Source organism: Pseudomonas sp. D(2018) (assembly GCF_005502555.1).
Lineage (GTDB): Bacteria > Pseudomonadota > Gammaproteobacteria > Pseudomonadales > Pseudomonadaceae > Metapseudomonas > Metapseudomonas resinovorans.
Window position 1 is genome coordinate 112339 of record NZ_SCOK01000011.1, and the last position, 16895, is coordinate 129233.

The 16895-nt window shown below is 56.6% G+C and carries 13 protein-coding genes and 4 pseudogenes; 11 read left to right on the forward strand and 6 right to left on the reverse strand.

Translation table 11 applies throughout. The features are described from left to right. Nucleotides 1–44: 44 nt before the first annotated feature. A complete protein-coding gene (locus FFS60_RS10110) occupies nucleotides 45–896 on the reverse strand; it encodes a VOC family protein (protein ID WP_137821904.1) in 852 nt (283 codons plus the stop codon). 426 nt (nucleotides 897–1322) lie between these two features. Between FFS60_RS10110 and FFS60_RS10115 the strand changes: the two genes are divergently transcribed. After that, complete coding sequence (locus tag FFS60_RS10115) at nucleotides 1323–4202, forward strand: winged helix-turn-helix domain-containing protein (RefSeq protein WP_137821905.1); 2880 nt, start codon at nucleotides 1323–1325, stop codon at nucleotides 4200–4202. A 45-nt stretch (nucleotides 4203–4247) separates the two neighbouring features. Here FFS60_RS10115 and FFS60_RS10120 read toward each other — a convergent pair whose 3' ends face one another. Further along, nucleotides 4248–5330, reverse strand: a complete 1083-nt coding sequence (locus tag FFS60_RS10120; protein ID WP_137821906.1) for an alkene reductase — start codon at nucleotides 5328–5330, stop codon at nucleotides 4248–4250. A gap of 163 nt (nucleotides 5331–5493) precedes the next feature. Here FFS60_RS10120 and FFS60_RS10125 point away from each other — a divergent pair, with 163 nt between their 5' ends. The 9 genes and pseudogenes from FFS60_RS10125 (at nucleotide 5494) to FFS60_RS10165 (ending at nucleotide 14514) form a co-directional block, all read left to right on the forward strand. Then, complete coding sequence (locus FFS60_RS10125; protein WP_218570593.1) at nucleotides 5494–6393, forward strand: LysR substrate-binding domain-containing protein; 900 nt, start codon at nucleotides 5494–5496, stop codon at nucleotides 6391–6393. A gap of 287 nt (nucleotides 6394–6680) precedes the next feature. Continuing rightward, a complete protein-coding gene (locus FFS60_RS10130; protein ID WP_137821908.1) occupies nucleotides 6681–7400 on the forward strand; it encodes an SDR family NAD(P)-dependent oxidoreductase in 720 nt (239 codons plus the stop codon). 465 nt (nucleotides 7401–7865) lie between these two features. Next, nucleotides 7866–8384 (forward strand): hypothetical protein, encoded by a 519-nt coding sequence (locus tag FFS60_RS10135; protein WP_137821909.1) that lies wholly within the window; start codon nucleotides 7866–7868, stop codon nucleotides 8382–8384. Nucleotides 8385–8402: 18 nt separating this feature from the next. After that, nucleotides 8403–9389: a hypothetical protein gene (locus tag FFS60_RS10140; RefSeq protein WP_137821910.1), complete on the forward strand. Its 987-nt coding sequence runs from the start codon at nucleotides 8403–8405 to the stop codon at nucleotides 9387–9389. 175 nt (nucleotides 9390–9564) lie between these two features. Then, a pseudogene (locus FFS60_RS10145) lies at nucleotides 9565–10126 on the forward strand (alpha/beta hydrolase fold domain-containing protein); the annotation flags it as partial. A gap of 147 nt (nucleotides 10127–10273) precedes the next feature. Further along, nucleotides 10274–12115, forward strand: a complete 1842-nt coding sequence (locus FFS60_RS10150) for a Mu transposase C-terminal domain-containing protein (protein ID WP_137821911.1) — start codon at nucleotides 10274–10276, stop codon at nucleotides 12113–12115. Next, on the forward strand, nucleotides 12115–12975 hold the full coding sequence (locus tag FFS60_RS10155) for a TniB family NTP-binding protein (protein WP_137821912.1): 861 nt from the start codon (nucleotides 12115–12117) through the stop codon (nucleotides 12973–12975). Before FFS60_RS10150 ends, FFS60_RS10155 begins: the two co-directional genes overlap by 1 nt. A 5-nt stretch (nucleotides 12976–12980) precedes the next feature. Beyond that, entirely contained in the window at nucleotides 12981–14018 is a 1038-nt protein-coding gene (locus FFS60_RS10160) for a hypothetical protein (protein ID WP_137821913.1), read from the forward strand. 181 nt (nucleotides 14019–14199) lie between these two features. After that, the gene (locus FFS60_RS10165; protein ID WP_218570594.1) at nucleotides 14200–14514 is read left to right on the forward strand and encodes an SEC-C metal-binding domain-containing protein; all 315 of its coding nucleotides are present in this window, start codon (nucleotides 14200–14202) and stop codon (nucleotides 14512–14514) included. 231 nt (nucleotides 14515–14745) lie between these two features. On the opposite strand, the pseudogene FFS60_RS10170 reads toward FFS60_RS10165, so the two are convergent. Beyond that, nucleotides 14746–14949: pseudogene (locus FFS60_RS10170) on the reverse strand (transposase domain-containing protein); the annotation flags it as partial. 13 nt (nucleotides 14950–14962) lie between these two features. On the opposite strand from FFS60_RS10170, the pseudogene FFS60_RS10175 reads away from it, so the two are divergent. Next, a pseudogene (locus FFS60_RS10175) lies at nucleotides 14963–15172 on the forward strand (transposase domain-containing protein); the annotation flags it as partial. Nucleotides 15173–15187: 15 nt separating this feature from the next. Here FFS60_RS10175 and FFS60_RS10180 read toward each other — a convergent pair. The 3 genes and pseudogenes from FFS60_RS10180 to FFS60_RS29010 all read right to left on the reverse strand — a co-directional run. Beyond that, nucleotides 15188–15406: pseudogene (locus FFS60_RS10180) on the reverse strand (transposase); the annotation flags it as partial. A gap of 73 nt (nucleotides 15407–15479) precedes the next feature. After that, a complete protein-coding gene (locus tag FFS60_RS10185) occupies nucleotides 15480–16514 on the reverse strand; it encodes a reverse transcriptase domain-containing protein (RefSeq protein WP_256658063.1) in 1035 nt (344 codons plus the stop codon). Next, on the reverse strand, nucleotides 16411–16893 hold the full coding sequence (locus FFS60_RS29010) for a reverse transcriptase N-terminal domain-containing protein (RefSeq protein WP_305955949.1): 483 nt from the start codon (nucleotides 16891–16893) through the stop codon (nucleotides 16411–16413). Before FFS60_RS29010 ends, FFS60_RS10185 begins: the two co-directional genes overlap by 104 nt. Between the last annotated feature and the right edge of the window lie 2 nt (nucleotides 16894–16895).

A 16895-nucleotide genomic window follows, 5' to 3' on the forward strand; every position in this document is an offset into this window, starting at 1 on the left:
GTGCTATCCGCGTCGTCGCAAAGGCGTGCACAGGGGAGGGCGGGTTACCCGCCGAGCTGCTTGCGACGGGATTCATAGGCCCCGTCGAAGGTCTGCTTGGCTTGGCCCTGAACCTGGACGAACTCCAGTTGTTCGCCTTCGGACCCCTTGCAGTAGATCAGCGACCAGCCCGACGAGGCCCCCTCGGTGATCCTGTTGGTGTTGCTGTCGAGTGCCGCGTCGAGCCGCTGCTGTTCGGTGGTTGCCCTGACGATCCGGTTGGCCTTGACCTGGGTCATGCCGCGCCGGGCGGACTCCGCTTCGAGGTCGCGGACGAACTGATTGAAGTCGACATCGTCGCGGATGTAGAAGCACACGTGCATGGAGCGGGGGAAGGCCGGGCTGGTCAGTTCCCGCGCCGGGGCGAAGCTGTCGCCCTTGCCGGCCGGTTCTTCCTTGTCCCGGTACTGGAGGAGCTCGATCACCACGTTGTCGAACTGGATGAACCTGACATCCAGGCGCTGGGCGCCGCCACGAAGGTCGGGAATGCCGAGTGTGCTTGGGTTGACGCCATCCGCTACCGCTTGCACCTCCTCCGTGAGCAGGAGAGTGTTCTGGATCCGATCCCCGAAGAAGTCACCGTCCCGCATGATCTCCGTCCCACCGAGGACCTCGGTGTAGAACTCGTATGCGCGGTCCATGTTCTGCACCGTAATGCCGAAGTGCTGCACGCCGCGAAGGCGGGAGCCCAGGCTTGTTGCCCCTGTGGCGCTGGCGGCTTCGGCCCGGGATGGCAGGGTCAACCCTAGGGAAGAGCCCAGGACTCCTCCGAGAGTGACGATTCCCGTAGCCCGCAGCAGCTCCCGGCGCAGGGGATCATCAAGTTCGCTTGCACGCTCACATTCACGAGTTTTCATGGCGGCTCCCAGGGTTCGGCGATGCGCTCTGGACAGGCCTCCATCCTAGGACTGTGATCCGAATGAGGGGTGTTAGGTGTTGTTAATCTTCGTGAAGCCGCCTTCCGGAACATCCGCAGCGATGGGCCATGTAGAACACAAGTCGCCCCTATGAGCAGGCATCACAGCTGGTGTGATATTGCAGCTATTTTCTAGGAAATGACCAATTCTGAACCGTCCGGGCGTGTCGTTTGCCGTCGTCGATCTCGAGATTGAAGACGTTCTCGGCTGGGGCGGCGGTCGATTCTTCAGCCGTCTTATCAGCTGTTACTTCTATTGGCTGGCGCGACAGCAGGTACTGCAGTAAAACCGGCAGAGATGAGGGAGCTGTCCGGCAGGGTGCTTCGACGATCACATTCTCCTTGGCTGCCCTCAGGAGCGCAGACTATGCGCGATGCGTTCGCTTTCGGACCTTTCCGCCTTTACCCAGGTATCCGCGTCCTCCATAAGGACGGCGTGGAAGTACCCTTGGGGAGCCGTGCATTTGACATCCTCACCGCGCTGGTGGAGGGCAATGGCAGGGTGCTGACGCACCGGGAACTGACAACGCTCGCCTGGCCGGGGCTGATTGTCGAGGACTCCAATGTGCGCGTGCAGGTCGCGAACATTCGTCGCGCCCTGGCGTGTGATCAGCACAAGACCCGGTACATCGCCAGCGTCGCGGGGCGTGGGTACTGCTTCGTCGCTGCGGTCGTGCGGATCGAGGCCACGGAACCGTCCACGCCGGCAGTGCCTGAAGCCAGTTCGGTCGCCGCGGTCCTGCATCCCTTGAGGACGGATCAAACCCCACAAGCGCTCCCGAGTCTCCCGATGCCACTGAAGTCCGCGGTGGGGCGGGAAGACTGCGTGACGGAACTCTCGCAGGTGGTGCTGGACAGGCGGCTGGTCACCGTGGTCGGAGCGGCAGGTGCGGGTAAGACGACCCTGGCCGTGCTGGTTGCCCACGATCTGCTCGGTGCATTCGATGGCGCGATTCATTTCGTTGACCTGAGTGCCCTGGAATGTGGCGAGATGGTCGCGGAAGCCGTGGCCGCAGCGGTGGGTTACCACGCCTCGGGCGCCGATATCCTGCCGGGACTTCTGGATGTTCTCTCGACGACAAGGACCTTGATCGTTCTCGATAATTGCGAGCATCTGATCGCCGCAGTTGCAGCCTTGTGCCTGCAGATTGTCGATGGGACCGGGAGCGTGTCGTTCCTGAATACCAGCCGGGAGGCGTTCAGGGTCAATGACGAATTCATCTACCTGCTGCGTCCCTTGGCGTCCCCGCCCAATACGGGCCGCCTAACGGCGAAGCAGGCCCTGTTCTGGCCGGCCGTGCAGCTGTTCATGGAACGAGCCCGGGAAGGGGGCGCCAGGAACGACCTGCGTGACGAGGATGCGCCTACCGTTGCGGCCCTCTGTCGCCGCTTGGATGGGAATCCCCATGCTATCGGCCTGGTGGCCAGTCGGGTCGGGACCTATGGCGTGCAGGGCGTTGCCGACCTGCTCGCCAACCAGTTCGCCCTGCATTGGCAGGGCCGCCGTGATGCCTGTCCCCGCCAGCAGACGGTCGAGACGATGATCGACTGGAGCCACAACCTTCTGGTTGAGCGGGATCGCCAGGTGCTCTACCGGCTGTCCGTCTTCTGGGGAGTCTTCACGCTCGATGCTGCGGTGGCCGTGGCGGCGGATCGGGAGATCGACGCCATCCAGGTGGGGGAGGCCGTCAGTGATCTGGTCGACAAGTCGCTGGTGGCCATCGCGCGAGTGAGCGGAGCGCTTCAGTTCAGGTTGTTCGAGACCACCCGTGCCTATGCCGCTTCCCGGCTCGCGAGGCTTGAAAAGCGGAACGAATACGCCCGCCGCCACGCCCTCTATTACGCAGGCCAGCTTCGACGGCTGAAGGAGGCTCGCGTTGCGTCGTCTATCGCTTCGAGCGAGCAGTCGGGTCCACTGGATGTCGGTAACTTGCGCGCGGCCATCGACTGGGCGTTTTCCGAGCAGGGGGCGTTACCGCTGGCGGTGGAGATCAGTTGCCTGGCCGCTCCGTTGTTTCTGGAGCGGGGGTTGCTCATGGAGTGCAAGCGCTGCTGCGAACGGGCACTGAGGCTGCTACCGGAGGCGTTCCGCACGACGAAGACGGAACTCGAATTACTGGAATCGGCGGCGGTTACCTACTACTCCGCCGGTGACTACGACGGCGAGATGACGCCCGTCGTGGAGCGTGGATTGGAGCTTTCGCGACAAATGGGCGATGTTCGCTCCATGTTCCATTTCCTCGCCGGCCTCCACCTGGCGATGATGGCGAACGGCAGGTTCCAGGAGTCGCGGGTGGTCAGCGAGCGGTACGCCAGCGCGGCCGCGACCCATGGCGGCCCTTGCGAGGCGATCATCGCGCGCTGGATGGAAGGGTCGTCCTGGCATTTCTCGGGGCACCAGGCGGAGGCTGACGAAAGCTACTCCGCAGGTGCCGGGCTTCTGGCAGGGCACCCCTTGCGTCCCCTCCAGTACTTCGAGACCAAGGAGCAGGTCGTCGCAAGCCTTGGCCAGGCACGCGTGAAATGGATTCGAGGTATGCCGCTGCAGGCGCTCCAGCTCGCAACCAGCGCCATTGCCGAAAGCAGGCGGAACCCGGATTCGTTCTACCTGTGCGCAACCTTGTGTTTCCCCATCCTGCTCAGCAATGGCCTGCTGGACCGGGCACAGGACCTGATCCATGAGCTCGAGAGCGTCGCTGTGGACTACAAGGTGGCAGTGCGCCGTCAGGTCATCTTCTTCCTCAACGGCTTGCTGATGCTGCAGAGAGGGCACCACCAGGTCGCCGCTGACCAACTTCAGCAGTGCCTGGCGCTGCTGCCGCCGCCCAAGATGAGCGTCGTGAGGACGGATGCACTCCAGGCCCTTGCGCAAGCGCAACGGGAATGCGGAGAGGGCGCAGAAGCCCTGGCTTCTATCGAGGAAGCGATCGAACTGGCTGAAATCACAAGCGGCAACTTCAACTTTCCTGACCTGCTGAGAACCAAGGCCGAGGTGATTTTGAGCCTGCCGCCGATCGAGAAGCAGCAGGTTGAGGATCTGCTTTCGCGGGCCTTGGCGAGCGCGAGGGAGCAGTCCGCGCTGTCCTGGGAGCTGAGAGTCGCGTTGCTCATTTCGCGCGTGCGGGCAGGCGAGGGCAAGAGCAGGGAGGCCAGGGAGCAATTGGAGGCGGTCTACTCGCGCTTCACCGAAGGCTTCGAAACCCGTGAACTCAAGATTTCGGCTGAGGTGCTACGAGCGATGGGGTAGGGGAGCCGTGCGTGGCCAACCTGGTCACGCACAGCTCCACGCGACCTATACGCGGGCAAACTCGGTGTAGCCTTCCGCACCGCCACCGAAGTAGGTCTCCACCGGCGCGTCGTACAGGGGCGCCTGGGATTGAAACCGCTCGACGAGGTCGGGGTTGCCAATGAAGGGTTTGCCGAAGGCGATCATGTCCGCGTGACCGGAAGCGGTGGCATCAATGGCTCGCTGTCGGTCATAGCCGTTGTTGGCGATGTAGGCACCGCCGAAGGCCGCACGAAGGGCCTGCACGTCAAACAGGTCGGCGCCATTGCCACCGTGCAGCTGGCCTTCGACGACATGCAGATAGGCGAGCCCCATTTCACCGAGTCGGCGAGCCAGGTAGCTGTGGGTCTCCATCGGCGCGCTGTCCAGCGGCGTGTCGCCGATTGCCGTGGAGAGGGGCGATAGGCGCAGTCCCACGCGGTCGGCGCCCCAGATATCGGCGACAGCTTCCACGACTTCCAATGGGAAACGGGCGCGGTTCTCCAGGGAGCCACCGTAGCGGTCGTCGCGGTGGTTGGTGCTGTCGCGCAGGAACTGCTCCAGCAGATAACCATTGGCCGCGTGCACTTCCACGCCATCGAACCCGGCTTCCTTCGCAAGGCGCGCGGCGTGACGATAGTCCTCCAGGATGCCGGCGATCTCTTCGGTCGCCAGCGCGCGCGGCATTGACGGGGGCAGGTAGCCGGCTTCGGTGAAGACGTTGCCACCGGCCTGGATAGCGGACGGTGCCACAGGTGCAGCGCCTCCTTCCTGCAGGCTGATGTGGGACATCCGACCCACGTGCCAGAGCTGGACCACGATGCGGCCGCCGGCGGCGTGGACGGCCTCTGTCACGGGCGCCCAGGCGGCCACCTGCGCGTCGGTGTAGATCCCGGGGGTGTATGCGTAGCCGCGCCCCTGGCGAGAGATGTTGGTGGCCTCGGTGATGATCAGGCCTGCCGAGGCACGTTGCCCGTAGTAATCGATCGCCAGGGGCGTCTGAACACCGTTCATGTCGGCGCGGGAGCGGGTCAGCGGTGCCATGGCGATCTTGTTACGGACGTCGATGGCACCGAGGCGGGTAGGGGAGAAGAGCGATTCGGAAGACATGGCGGCTCCAGTTCGAATACAGGGGTAAGGGGCACGGGGTAACGGCCGGGAAGGACCAGTAATTCGTCAACGAGGCTCAGATTGCGCGCCAGGAAGTCATTCAGCCAATTTATCTGTTGAATTCCAGTTATGTCCTAATCAATATGACTGGATGCGCTACGACATGAACCTGCTGCCCGTTTTCCTGACGCTGATGGAAGAGCGCAATGTCACGCGGGCGGCCGAACGCCTGGGGATGACGCAGCCAGCGCTTTCCAACGCCCTGGCGCGACTGCGCGACATGCTTCAGGACCCGCTGTTCATTCGTGAGCGATACGGGATGCAGCCGACCGAGAAGGCCGAAGCGCTGGCTCCCGGTATTGCCGCTGCCGTTTCGAGCCTGGACGAACTGGTGCTTGGCCAGCAGGGCTTCGACCCGGCCAAGGCAGAGCGCCTGTTCACCTTGGCACCGAACAGCTACGTCGAGTTCGTGCTACTGCCGGGCATCGTCGCGCGTCTGCGCGAACGGGCGCCGGGCATCCGGCTGCGGATGGTGCCGTTCGGCGCCGATCTGGCAGAGACCGGAGTCATCTCCGGAACAACGGCGATGGTGTTGGGGCGCATCACTGACCCGCCCGACAATCTGGTCGTGCAGCACCTGATGGAAGACGGCCTGGCCTGTGTGGTTCGCGCCGACCATCCACGTATCAGCAAACGGATATCCAGGCAGCAGTACGAACAGCTTCGGCACGTCACCGTACTTCCTCCGGGGCGCTTGCGAGCAGGCCTGTTTCAGGCGCTCCAGCGGCAGGGACTGCAGCGCGAGGTGGCGGTATCGGTAACGCACTTCCTGGCCATCCCGGAACTCATAGCCGCGACGGATTATTGCGCGACCCTGCCCAGACTGATCTGCCAGCATCTGGCCCGCGACCCGCGGTTGAAGGTGCTGGCTGCGCCCGTCGACCTGGGCACATTTCCGGTAGAGATGGCGTGGCACGTTCGCTACCGCCATGACCCCGCGCATCAGTGGCTGCGTGACCTCGTTGGTGAGGTCGCACGCGAAGCCGTGCTTAATCAGTCGTAATCCACCCGCGCCTTCGATCACTGCAGGTTCTGCCCGCGTTGTGAAGCGCAAGCCTGGTACCTCGGGCACCGGCTTTACGAGGCTTCACAATGATTTACTCACGGCGCGCCGACCGCGAGCCCTAGACTCGAATCATCAAGGCAGACAGCTCTTTCGTTACTTCCCGATGCCATGGGCCTGGCGATACCCCGCGCGCACCTATCTGGCGTGAATCGGCGAAAACAGGCGTTCGCCGCCGGATCAGGACTCATCGGAGAATCACAAGCGCAAGACGAGAGGTGAATGACATGAGACTTAAAGATAAAGTCGTTCTGGTCACCGGCGCGTCCGGAGGCATCGGGTTTTCGGTGTCGGAGCTGTTTGCCAGGGAGGGAGCCATCGTGGTGGCGACCGACATTACAGCACCGCCATCTCCATACCCGGCAGGCATCGAGTCCATGCACCTCGACGTGACCAGCGAGAGCGAATGGAAGAGCGTCGTCAGCGACATCGTCAAGAAGCACGACCGTATCGACGTGCTGGTCAATAACGCCGGCATCATTGCCTACGAGCCATTGCACGAACTGCAAATGAAGGAGTGGCTGCAGATGATTGCCGTCGACCAGACGGGCGTCTTCCTCGGCATGCGGGAGGTCATTCCCGTGATGCGCAAGCAGAGGAGGGGATCGATAATCAACATCTCATCTATCTGGGGCAGCGCCGCGGTTGCAGGCGCGCACTCTTACCATGCGGCCAAAGGCGCCGTTCGCAACATGTCGAAGAACGCGGCAATGACGTACGTCGCCGACGGAATCCGCGTCAACTCGGTGCATCCAGGCTTCATCCACACAGCGCTCACCGACGCACAGGCGCCTGAGCTCAACGAGGTGGTGATCGCCTCCACGCCAATGAGACGAGGAGGCCAACCGATCGAGGTCGCCTACGGCTGTCTGTTCCTGGCATCCGATGAATCGAGCTACGTCACCGGGACGGAGCTGGTCATCGATGGCGGCTACCTGGCCCAATAGCGGATCGACTTCCTGGGTCTTGCCAACACTCGCCGGCTCTGTGCCAGAGCCGGCGACGCAACGCGTCCTCCCGGCGTGCCTCCACCCGTTTACAGCGGTCAATCGGCGATCTGAACACTTCCTGGGCCAACGCCAGGGCGCAATATCTGACGGCGCTCACCGTCCATCCCACGCCAGAGGGCGTGACCGTGGACGAGATTCAGATGGGAAGCGTGCCGGCCACCCTGGTTACTCCCGAGAACATCGAGGACGGCAGGGTAATGCTCTACATACACGGTGGTGGGTATGTGGCGGGAAACCCTGCGGGCTATCACGGAATCGCGGGAAACTACGCAAAATTGTTGTTCCCTATCCAAATACGGTCACAGCACAAACGCTGGATAAAGGCACGGCCACGGTATTTATCAAGAACAGTATGGTTGCTAAAGAAGACTGTTCCTAGATCTGGCTGCTGATGGTCAGGATATGCTGGCGGCCATTAACCCTTGTCCCCGTGCCAGAAAATGTAATCTCGTTCCTTACGGCGCTAAAAATACGCTCACTGGTTCCAGACAACGCTCTAAAATCGAAACCGCGACGGGAAAAGGCTGCTGTAAAGGGCAAGCGGGACACCACCTGCTCAATAATAAAATGGTTGAGGATACCTGCCCTAAGTGGACGGAAAAACAGGCCGCTCTGGCACCAACGGTTTGCGTTGAGGGAACCTCCTGGCATAAAGGGAGCCACAAGCGTGTGCATGGTGCAATGGCAGATATTCTCGATAAAATGTCTAAGGATAGTAAAAACACGATCAGCCTTGATCAGGCAATGAATGCTGCAGCGGCTTCACATATGACAGCATTTCCCTATGCGGGCTGTAGTTATAAATGTATCCGGGAGCAACTAGCAGAATTTTATAAAATATGCCGGGGCAGTCGGGCGAAAGTAGTTAATGAGCAGGGTAAAGAAGCCAGAAAAGAAGATAGCCGTGGAAGCGATAAATGACTTTTTAGGAATAGTGTTATGAATACATATATCAACAATGAATTATGGCAAGAAATATTTTCAAATTGGATTATTACAGGTTGTGCAGTAAGAGATAAAAATATTATTTATTGCTGCCTCAGAAAAGATTTACCTCATGAGCAAATGAAGGATATGTGGGATAGTGAAATTCCTAGTCGGTTAGTGGCACTGTATCTTGATACACCAGACGATCCTTATGGATGGAAAGGATTGGCAGGTTTTGCTCGACCTATTGTTGGGATATCTCATAAACCTGTATCTCAGGGATTATTGATTTCCCGAGGATTAGCAGATAGCACAGTTAGTGTAATGGGAAAGGGTAAATGGCCGCTAGAGCATATTATCGAAGGGCAAGGTGCAGGCACAGCGAACTTACGATGCATTGACGGCTACACATATGCCGCCAGCGTACATCGAAAAATTTATAAGCGGGTTGACATCGGACAATGGGTATCTATAAGCCATGGGATCCCTACTTTATCTGAGGAAGAGTGGACCTTAGAAAAATCAATAGCTGAAGGTTTTCTGGATATTGACGGCTTCAGCGAACAGGACATGTATGCGGTGGGCGGTCGTGGCGACGTTTGGCGCTATAACGGCGAACGATGGTCACAGTGCGCTTTTCCTTCCAATGAACAGATTAATACTGTGCTATGTGCCCCGGACGGCAACGTTTATATCGGCGGCGAAGGTTGTAGCCTGTGGGTCGGTAAAGAACATACCTGGACGAAGGTTTATCAGGGAAACTCCACCATTTTATGGAACCAGTTACGCTGGTTTAACAATCAGGTGTGGCTATGCTCGGATTACCAGCTTCGGGTATGGGATGGCAAAGCAATGCAGTATGTAATGGACGGCGATAAAAAAGTGGTTTTCAACGGCCATATGGATGCTTATGACGGCATACTGGTTATTGCCGGCTCTTACCGGGTAGATAGGTTCGACGGTCAACAGTGGCACTCTATAGTGAAAAGCTATTCGTAAGAGTGGAGAGCGTATTCAGGATGCATGAAATAAACGGAGTGATTGTTCCTTTAATTCGCCAGCATGCCGTTGATGCGGCTTTTTACTGGCAACAGGTCGCTGACAGTCGATTTTCCATTCTTCAGAGCAGAGAAGATATTAAAGAATTTTGCCATTATTTAGATGCTCATCTTAACTGCTAAAGGCCAGGGTCTACATGCCTGACTATCGCCTGGCACCAGAACATCCATTCCCGGCCGCCGCTGGCCTCGTAGCAATGGCTTCTGGATCAAGGCACTCCCGCACGCTCGATAGTGTTCTCGGGCGATTCCGCCGGCGGCTCAATGGTGGTGACGGTGATGGTCGCCGAGCGAGCTGCCGGTTTGCCGCTTCCAGCTGCTGGCGTGGCGCTCTCGCCTTGGGCCAACCTGGAGCACACGGGTTCGTCAATGATGACCCGCGATGGCATCGATCCCACCGTAAACCTGGCGGGCCTCAACTTGATGGCCAAGACGCTCTTATTTGCGGATGTTCGGGGGTTGCCTCCGATCGCGATTCATATCGGCGAAAGCGAGGTAATGCTCAGCGATGCGCTGCGGCTTGCCACGCACCTGGCCGAGAATCGTGTGCGGGTGACCCCGGAAGTCTGGCCACGCATGTTCCATGTCTGGCACCTGTTCGCCGCGATTTTGCCCGAGGGACGACGCGCGCTGGAGAATGCAGCAGCATTCCTTGAAGACGCTGTTGGTGTTTGTTAAAAGTCGCAATTTCGTATGTCTATGTTTTACAAAGAATTAAATAAAAAAAACTTTTAAAAGTCGCACAAAAATTCGATTTTATTAGTTTCTTGTCATTTTTAAAAAGCAATCTACGCTCTCTGGGACGCATGCCTTTAGGAGCGCTCCATGAGTCGAGTAGAGCTGAGGCCTGGCCTTGTCGTAGTCGCGCAAGGAAAGGCGGCCACGATCCAAGAGTGCCTTCCTGATTCGAAGATAAGGGTGACTTTGAGCGGGACGGGGGAGAGTCTCGTTACTGACCTTGAAGATATAGAGGTACTTCCTGCAGCAGAAGATGTTAAAGCCGGTCAGGCGTCTGAGAGCGTGTTCGCCAGAGTGGAGGAGGCGTCGCAGAAGGAGTGGGAAAATGCCACGATTTTATGTGAGTTAATTACGCGGCACAGTGATGGGGAACTTAGCTTAGAGCAGGCAGCGCTTGAGGCGGGAATTTCTACTAGTACATTCTACAGAAAACTTAGGCAGTTCGAAAAAAACAGCGGCCCAGCATCCTTGTTGAGGATAACGCGGGGGAGAAAGCGAGGCGAAAAAGTTATTTCAAGCAAGACTGAAGAGATTATTCAGGCGGCTATAGAGGAGGTGTACAAAGGAAAGTCGGCAACAATATCAGCAGTGTGGAGAAAAGTTGAGCTTCTCTGTGTTAAGGAAGCAATTAAGGTTCCATCGCGCACTGCGGTTGCAGCAAGGATCAAGGCGATACCAGAGCGCGAACGGCACTTGCGTGTCCATGGCGCCGAGTCGGCCAATCAGTTGTATGGAGCTAAGCCCGGGAAGAAACAAGTCGAAGCTCCGCTAGAGTGGGTCCAAATGGATCACACGAAAGTTGACGTCATTCTAGTGGATGAGAAGTTGCGCCGCCCGATAGGTCGTCCGTGGCTGACACTTCTGGTTGACCTTAGAACTAGAGTGATTCTTGGGTACTACATAAGTATGTATCCCCCTTCTACTGTGTCTGTGGCGAGCGCTCTTGCTCATGCCGCTTTGCCAAAGAATTCGTTTCTCAGGCGCCTCGGTCTGAATCCACAGATTCATCCGTTTTATGGTATTCCAGTCACGCTTCACTTAGATAATGCAAAAGAGTTTCGTACTGTTAAGTTGGTAAAGGCTTGTTCTGCCCGCGGTATAAAAGTCGAGTGGCGGCCGAAGGGGAGGAAACATTACGGTGGGCATATAGAGAGCCTGATCGGCACCATGATGACCCAGTATGTGCATTTTCTTCCTGGTACAACTTATTCCAATACTCAGCAGCGCAAAAATTATGATAGCGAAAAACACGCGGCGTTAACCTTTAAGGAGTTCTGTAAGTGGTTTGCTGGGCAGGTCGCTATCTATCATGCACGCCACCACTCCGGTTTGAAGCGCTCTCCAAGTGCAGAGTGGAAAATGCTTTTTACGACGGCTGGCGGGGAAGTTTGGCATCCGCCACTGGTTTCAAATCCTTGGGAGCTCAAGCTTGACTTCATGCCGGAAGAGAAAAGAATCATTCACCCCCAAGGGATTACTCTGAATCGTAAGTGGTACTGGAGTAATGCTCTTAGATCCTATGTGGGAAGGCGGAATGTGACAGTTAAATTCGATCCGTACTCGATGGCTACGATATGGGCGAAGTTGGATGGTTCCTATTTGCCGATAAATTTCTCTGATGCAACAACCGCAGATTTTGCATATGAAGAGTACAGAGCGAGAATTATAGGTGATCACCTGCCAGGCTCCGTTCAAGTGGGAGGGCTTGAAGATCCCGCCGTCGTGCCGATCATTGACCAGTGCGACGAAATAGTTACTGATGCGCAGAGGGAGACAAAAAGGCAACGAAGAAGTCAGGCAGCTGCGCATGAGCACAAGAGTAGTGCATGGGCTGATAGTGCTTCTGGGTCTGAAGTAATTGGTGTAACACAGCAACAGGAAAAGCCTGACTACTCCAAGCGTGCAACACCCTATTCTCGGAGGCCATAATGAGTGAGGGAAATCATCTTTCGCCACAGACGGAAGAGCTCTTGAGGTTGCCGGCTGCGCAGAGAATAGCGGCAATTCAAAGTGACCGATTCTACATTGATAACCCCCAGTCTTTAGATGTTCTCAACATAATTGAAAATATTATCAAGGTGCCGCAGCGAACTCAGGCTCCTTGTCTCATCGTTACAGGGGCGGGAGGCTCAGGAAAAACCAGCATAGTGCAGCAGGTTAGATTGAATCGAGCTTTGGCTGAGCAGATTGTTTACATAGATATGGCTGCAAATCCTTTTAACTTGAAGTTTGGCGAGCTACTGGTTTCCGCGTTAGGGCTCCCGGTGGAGCTCATGCCTAAATTCCCTGCCAAACGAGTGCAAATGCCAAAGGAGTTAATCGAGGTCATACGCCTGAGGCGGATAAGGGGTATTATCATTGATGAGTTACAGGACGCGATGCTCGTTGCGCGCCTAGAGCAGCAGAAAAATCTCTCGATACTGAAATGGTTCACCAATCCAGATGTGGCTATTCCCATACTAGGATTTGGAGTGAGTGAGGCAAAAAATGCATTAAAGCTTGATCCGCAACTTGAGCGTCGTTTTTTCAGCTTTGAGATGAGTGATTGGAAAGAGGATGAGTCGTTTCGCTCATTTTTGGCTGGTGTTGAGCAAAACATACCGCTAAAGCACGCCTCGCAACTTGATGGCGCCGAATTGGTGGGGTGCTTGTTGCAGTACACGTCCGGCAGGATGGGTGGCGTTATGCAGGCTTTGAAATCTGCCGCATGCTATGCAGTCTCTTCTGGTGAAGAAAGAATAACACCCCGTAATATACATAAAGCTATTTTGTCGCCGTGGGGGTATTAGCAAAGGTGGAGAAGTTTCTGTGTCCGGTTTTTGATGAGGCTTTTTCGTCTTGGATATATCGATGCATTAAGGGCAGCCCAGTAGTTGGCTTGATGCTTGGTAATATTCACGTACGCAGTGCACCCGCAAAGTTTATTGGGGAGGTTCGCTACGAGGACCCGGATTTCGATCTGCGATCGAAATTTATAAGGTTTTGCCGTAAAGAGTTGAGTATTGATGATGATGTTCTTGTTGCCACGACCAGCCGGATGGGTGGCTCGCTGCTGCCTTGGTCGGCAAGGCGCTTGTACTGCTCCGAATGCCTAAGTCGCGATATTGCCGATGGGTTACTTCCGGCATGGCGTAAGAGTTGGTGTTATGTCACTTCTGCATATTGCAGCGTGCATCATATAGAACTTTCATATTTCCTTGGTCATGAAGGTTTGAACAAGGGTTGGGCTGCCTTCGCAGTCGAAGCAAATAGAATTAAAGAGCCGCCTTCTTCTAAGGTCTTCAGGATATGGCAGAGCGATCCTGTACATTCTACGAAAAACGAAATACTAAAGAAAGTGTCCCTTTGGTTGGATGAGTCCTTCAGTCAGTCGGATAATTTGGCTCTGCGTCAAAGACTCGAATGCTTCGAATTTGTCTTGAGAATGTTCCTGCAATCGCCGACTACGCAGCATGTCGGTGGAGTCGCCTGGCATATAACTCACTGGGGGAGAGGTGGTTCTCGACTTGGGCGATATCGTTACTCATTCATTCACTCGTTACGAATGGGGGTAATAGAGGCAAAGATTAACGAAAGAGTATGTGCGTTCGTTCTTGCTGCAAAGGTATTTTCGATTGTTTCTGATGAAGATGTTGGTGTAATGGCGGAGGCGATGAGAGATTTTTATTATTATTTTTCACTTTCCCGTTTTGAGCTGGGCAGGCGCAGTGCTACATTCGGTTGCAGGCAGGATTACGCCTACGTGATTCGTAAACTTAAGTCCTATCCGTTAGCCAGATCTCCGGGATTTATGGATTTTTTGATGGGAATACAAAGCGAAGAAGTCCGGTAGGGTGCTAGCCTTGTATTGATTGGTCGATGGCCCCGTATTCTGCAAATGTCTATTCTGTTGGTGGGCTTGACAGGGGCGGATGGAACTTCCTTTGGCAAGTTGCGTGCACAGCTGTTGAGAAAAGTGCCGGCTTGCTTGGAGACACGTCGCAATGTCCGGATCGACACGCTTGGTGAATTCCGTGAAAAAAGTTCGTCGTAATGCACCTTGCCCCTGCAGCAGTGGCAAGAAGTACAAGAAGTGCCATGGCGATAGCGCTCACGGGGATCGCCTTGCCCAGGCGATGGCGGCAGTGCCCCGCATGCACCCGAGCCAGGGTGCAAAGGAGCATCAGCGTATCGAGCAACAGGGACTGGGAAAACCCGTACTCGCGGCCAAGACGGACAGCGGCTATCAGTTTGTAGCGGTCAGAAATCGCCTCTTCCATTCGAAAAAATGGAGGACCTTCCATGATTTCCTGGTCGATTACCTAAGTCATGCCCTAGGGATGGTCTGAAGTAGCCCTGTGTTTCCGGCCGACTTCTGCCCTTACCAGTTTTAGAAGCGGCGATTCGACCAAAATCGATCAAGTAACCCGCTCATTTCTGTGTTTTTAGCCACCGCGAGCACCGCACAGCGGCCATTTCCCACATTACAGGCGCACGTCTCCTGCATTCGTCAGCAAATGTCGGCGCGCCATCCAGTATCCGCTCCATAAACCCCGTCTTCCGTTGACGAGGCTTTGTTATCAGGATGCGCTCGTCGGCGGGCAGTTCCACGGCAGCAGGGCTTCGAAGTCTTCGATGCTATTGGCCAAGGGCAGGCGTTCGAGGATATAGCGCAGCCAGGCATAGGGCTCCTGCCCATTAGTCTTGGCGGTCTCGATCAGACTGTAGAGCTGCGCGCTGGCTGTGGCGCCCTTGGGCGTGTCGCTGAACAGCCAGTTCGAGCGATTATGCCGAGCTTGGCATAAGCGTTCGAACTGGTTGTTTGCCGGGTCGCTACGCAGCGGCAAACGGGCGGCGGCAATCATGAGCCTGATCCAGTCGGCGCGCATGAATGGGCATGATCCCTATGCCTATCTCAAGGATGTGCTGACACGACTGCCGACGCAGAAGGCCAGCGCTCTGGCCGAGCTGCTGCCGCACAACTGGGTATCCGCCGGCAAGGTGTAATGCCCGTTCGCTTACCTTGTACCTACTGCGGCGGGCCGCGATCTGCCAGATCACCTCCCGGCCTTCATGTTCCGGGCGCTTCTCGACGCCGGTGTAACCCGCGTCGGCACCCACCATGTTTTCCTCACCGTGCAGCAGTTTGTCGACCTGGGTAACGTCTGCAACGTTGGCTGCCGTCCCCACCACGCTGTGCACCAGGCCGGACTCGGCATCGGCGCCGATGTGCGCCTTCAGTCGGGTAAAGCAGGGGTGTTACCACCCCTGCCTCCCCCTGAGAACCGTACTTGAGAGTCTCCCCTCATACGGCTCAAGCCTTCCAACAGCCTGAATAAGACCGGGCTACCAAACGACGCGCTCTTCGGCGCTCAAGGTAAAACGTCCATGCCGGATCAAACGGGTTCGCTGCGCTGCGTATCTTGATATGCCGCACAATCGAAACACTGGCGGCGGCAAAGAGCCAAACCGGTTGGTTCATGCCGCGTGCTTTTTCCCTGGAAGCAAAAGCCCAGTGCCGTTGACCCACGGTACGAAAGTATCGCTGTTTCACCCAATGGGCACTTTTCATGGGGTGCCGGCGGACAGCCCAGCGCCATAGCACCTGCCAAATTCGATGGTCGATCCACGCGAAGCGCTTAGCCGCGACCACATGACGATGATACATGGCCCATCCCCGGATCACCGGGTTGAGGGTCAAGATGAGGTTCGTCTGCGTAGCCGCCTTGTTTCCGTTCGTGATCTCCCGAACCTTATCCAACAGCGCTTTCACACTCTTGCGAGCCGGAGTGATGAGCAGCTTGCCGGCGTACTTGCGTACGTTCTGGCCGAGAAAATCGAAGCCTTGTGAGATATGCGTGATGTGAGTCTTTTCATCTGAGAGCTCCAGGCCACGCTGATTCAGGAAGGCCTCGATGGCGGGGCGAACCTGATGTTGCAGTACAGCTTGCGTGGCGCCGGTCACGATGAAGTCATCCGCATACCGTACAACGTGTATTTTGAATGGCTGACGCTGGCGTGCTGTTGCAGCCACGCTTGCGTAGACGACCTCTTCCAGTCCATCCAACGTCCAGTTCGCCAGTACCGGAGAGATGATTCCCCCTTGCGGGGTTCCCGCCTCCGTTGCGAACAAGGCTCCCTGATCGACATACCCCGCTCGAAGCCATTTACGCAGAATCACTTTATCCATGGGTACGTTCGCAAGCAGCCAGTCGTGACTGATGTTGTCGAAACAGCCGCGAATATCACCTTCGAGCACCCAGGATGCTGAGCTGCGCTTCGCCAGAACGTCGAAGCAATAAGCAATAAGCAATGGCGTCGGCCGTTGACCGGTGCGGTCGGAATCCATATGAGTTGGGGTCTGCACGCGTTTCGGCAACAGGCTCAAGAGCCAGTTTCCATAGCGCCTGCATGGCGCGATCCCCCATCGTCGGAATTCCCAGCGGACGCTGCTTGCCATTGCTTTTGGGTATGTAGATGCGCCTCAGCGGTTGAGGACGGTAGCCCCGATGCTGTAACGCGTGTGCTCCCTTGAATTTGGCCTCTGGCGTTGACCATATCTTGCCGTCAACACCCGGTGTTCTCTTGCCTCTATTCTCCGTCACTCGTTTCACGGCCTGCGGACTCCACGCTGACTCGGACACCCATTCCACGCACATCCGGACAGTGATTCCACGCTGATCCGGACACTCATTCCACGAGCATCCGGACACCGATTCCACGGCCATCC

Coding starts and splice junctions, on each gene's coding strand:
- FFS60_RS10150 (WP_137821911.1), top strand. CDS start 10,274: ATGAGTCGAGTAGAGCTGAGGCCTGGCCTTGTCGTAGTCGCGCAAGGA.
- FFS60_RS10135 (WP_137821909.1), top strand. CDS start 7,866: ATGCTGGCGGCCATTAACCCTTGTCCCCGTGCCAGAAAATGTAATCTC.
- FFS60_RS10185 (WP_256658063.1), bottom strand. CDS start 16,514: ATGGATTCCGACCGCACCGGTCAACGGCCGACGCCATTGCTTATTGCT.
- FFS60_RS10130 (WP_137821908.1), top strand. CDS start 6,681: ATGAGACTTAAAGATAAAGTCGTTCTGGTCACCGGCGCGTCCGGAGGC.
- FFS60_RS10110 (WP_137821904.1), bottom strand. CDS start 896: ATGAAAACTCGTGAATGTGAGCGTGCAAGCGAACTTGATGATCCCCTG.
- FFS60_RS29010 (WP_305955949.1), bottom strand. CDS start 16,893: ATGGCCGTGGAATCGGTGTCCGGATGCTCGTGGAATGAGTGTCCGGAT.
- FFS60_RS10140 (WP_137821910.1), top strand. CDS start 8,403: ATGAATACATATATCAACAATGAATTATGGCAAGAAATATTTTCAAAT.
- FFS60_RS10115 (WP_137821905.1), top strand. CDS start 1,323: ATGCGCGATGCGTTCGCTTTCGGACCTTTCCGCCTTTACCCAGGTATC.
- FFS60_RS10125 (WP_218570593.1), top strand. CDS start 5,494: ATGAACCTGCTGCCCGTTTTCCTGACGCTGATGGAAGAGCGCAATGTC.
- FFS60_RS10155 (WP_137821912.1), top strand. CDS start 12,115: ATGAGTGAGGGAAATCATCTTTCGCCACAGACGGAAGAGCTCTTGAGG.
- FFS60_RS10120 (WP_137821906.1), bottom strand. CDS start 5,330: ATGTCTTCCGAATCGCTCTTCTCCCCTACCCGCCTCGGTGCCATCGAC.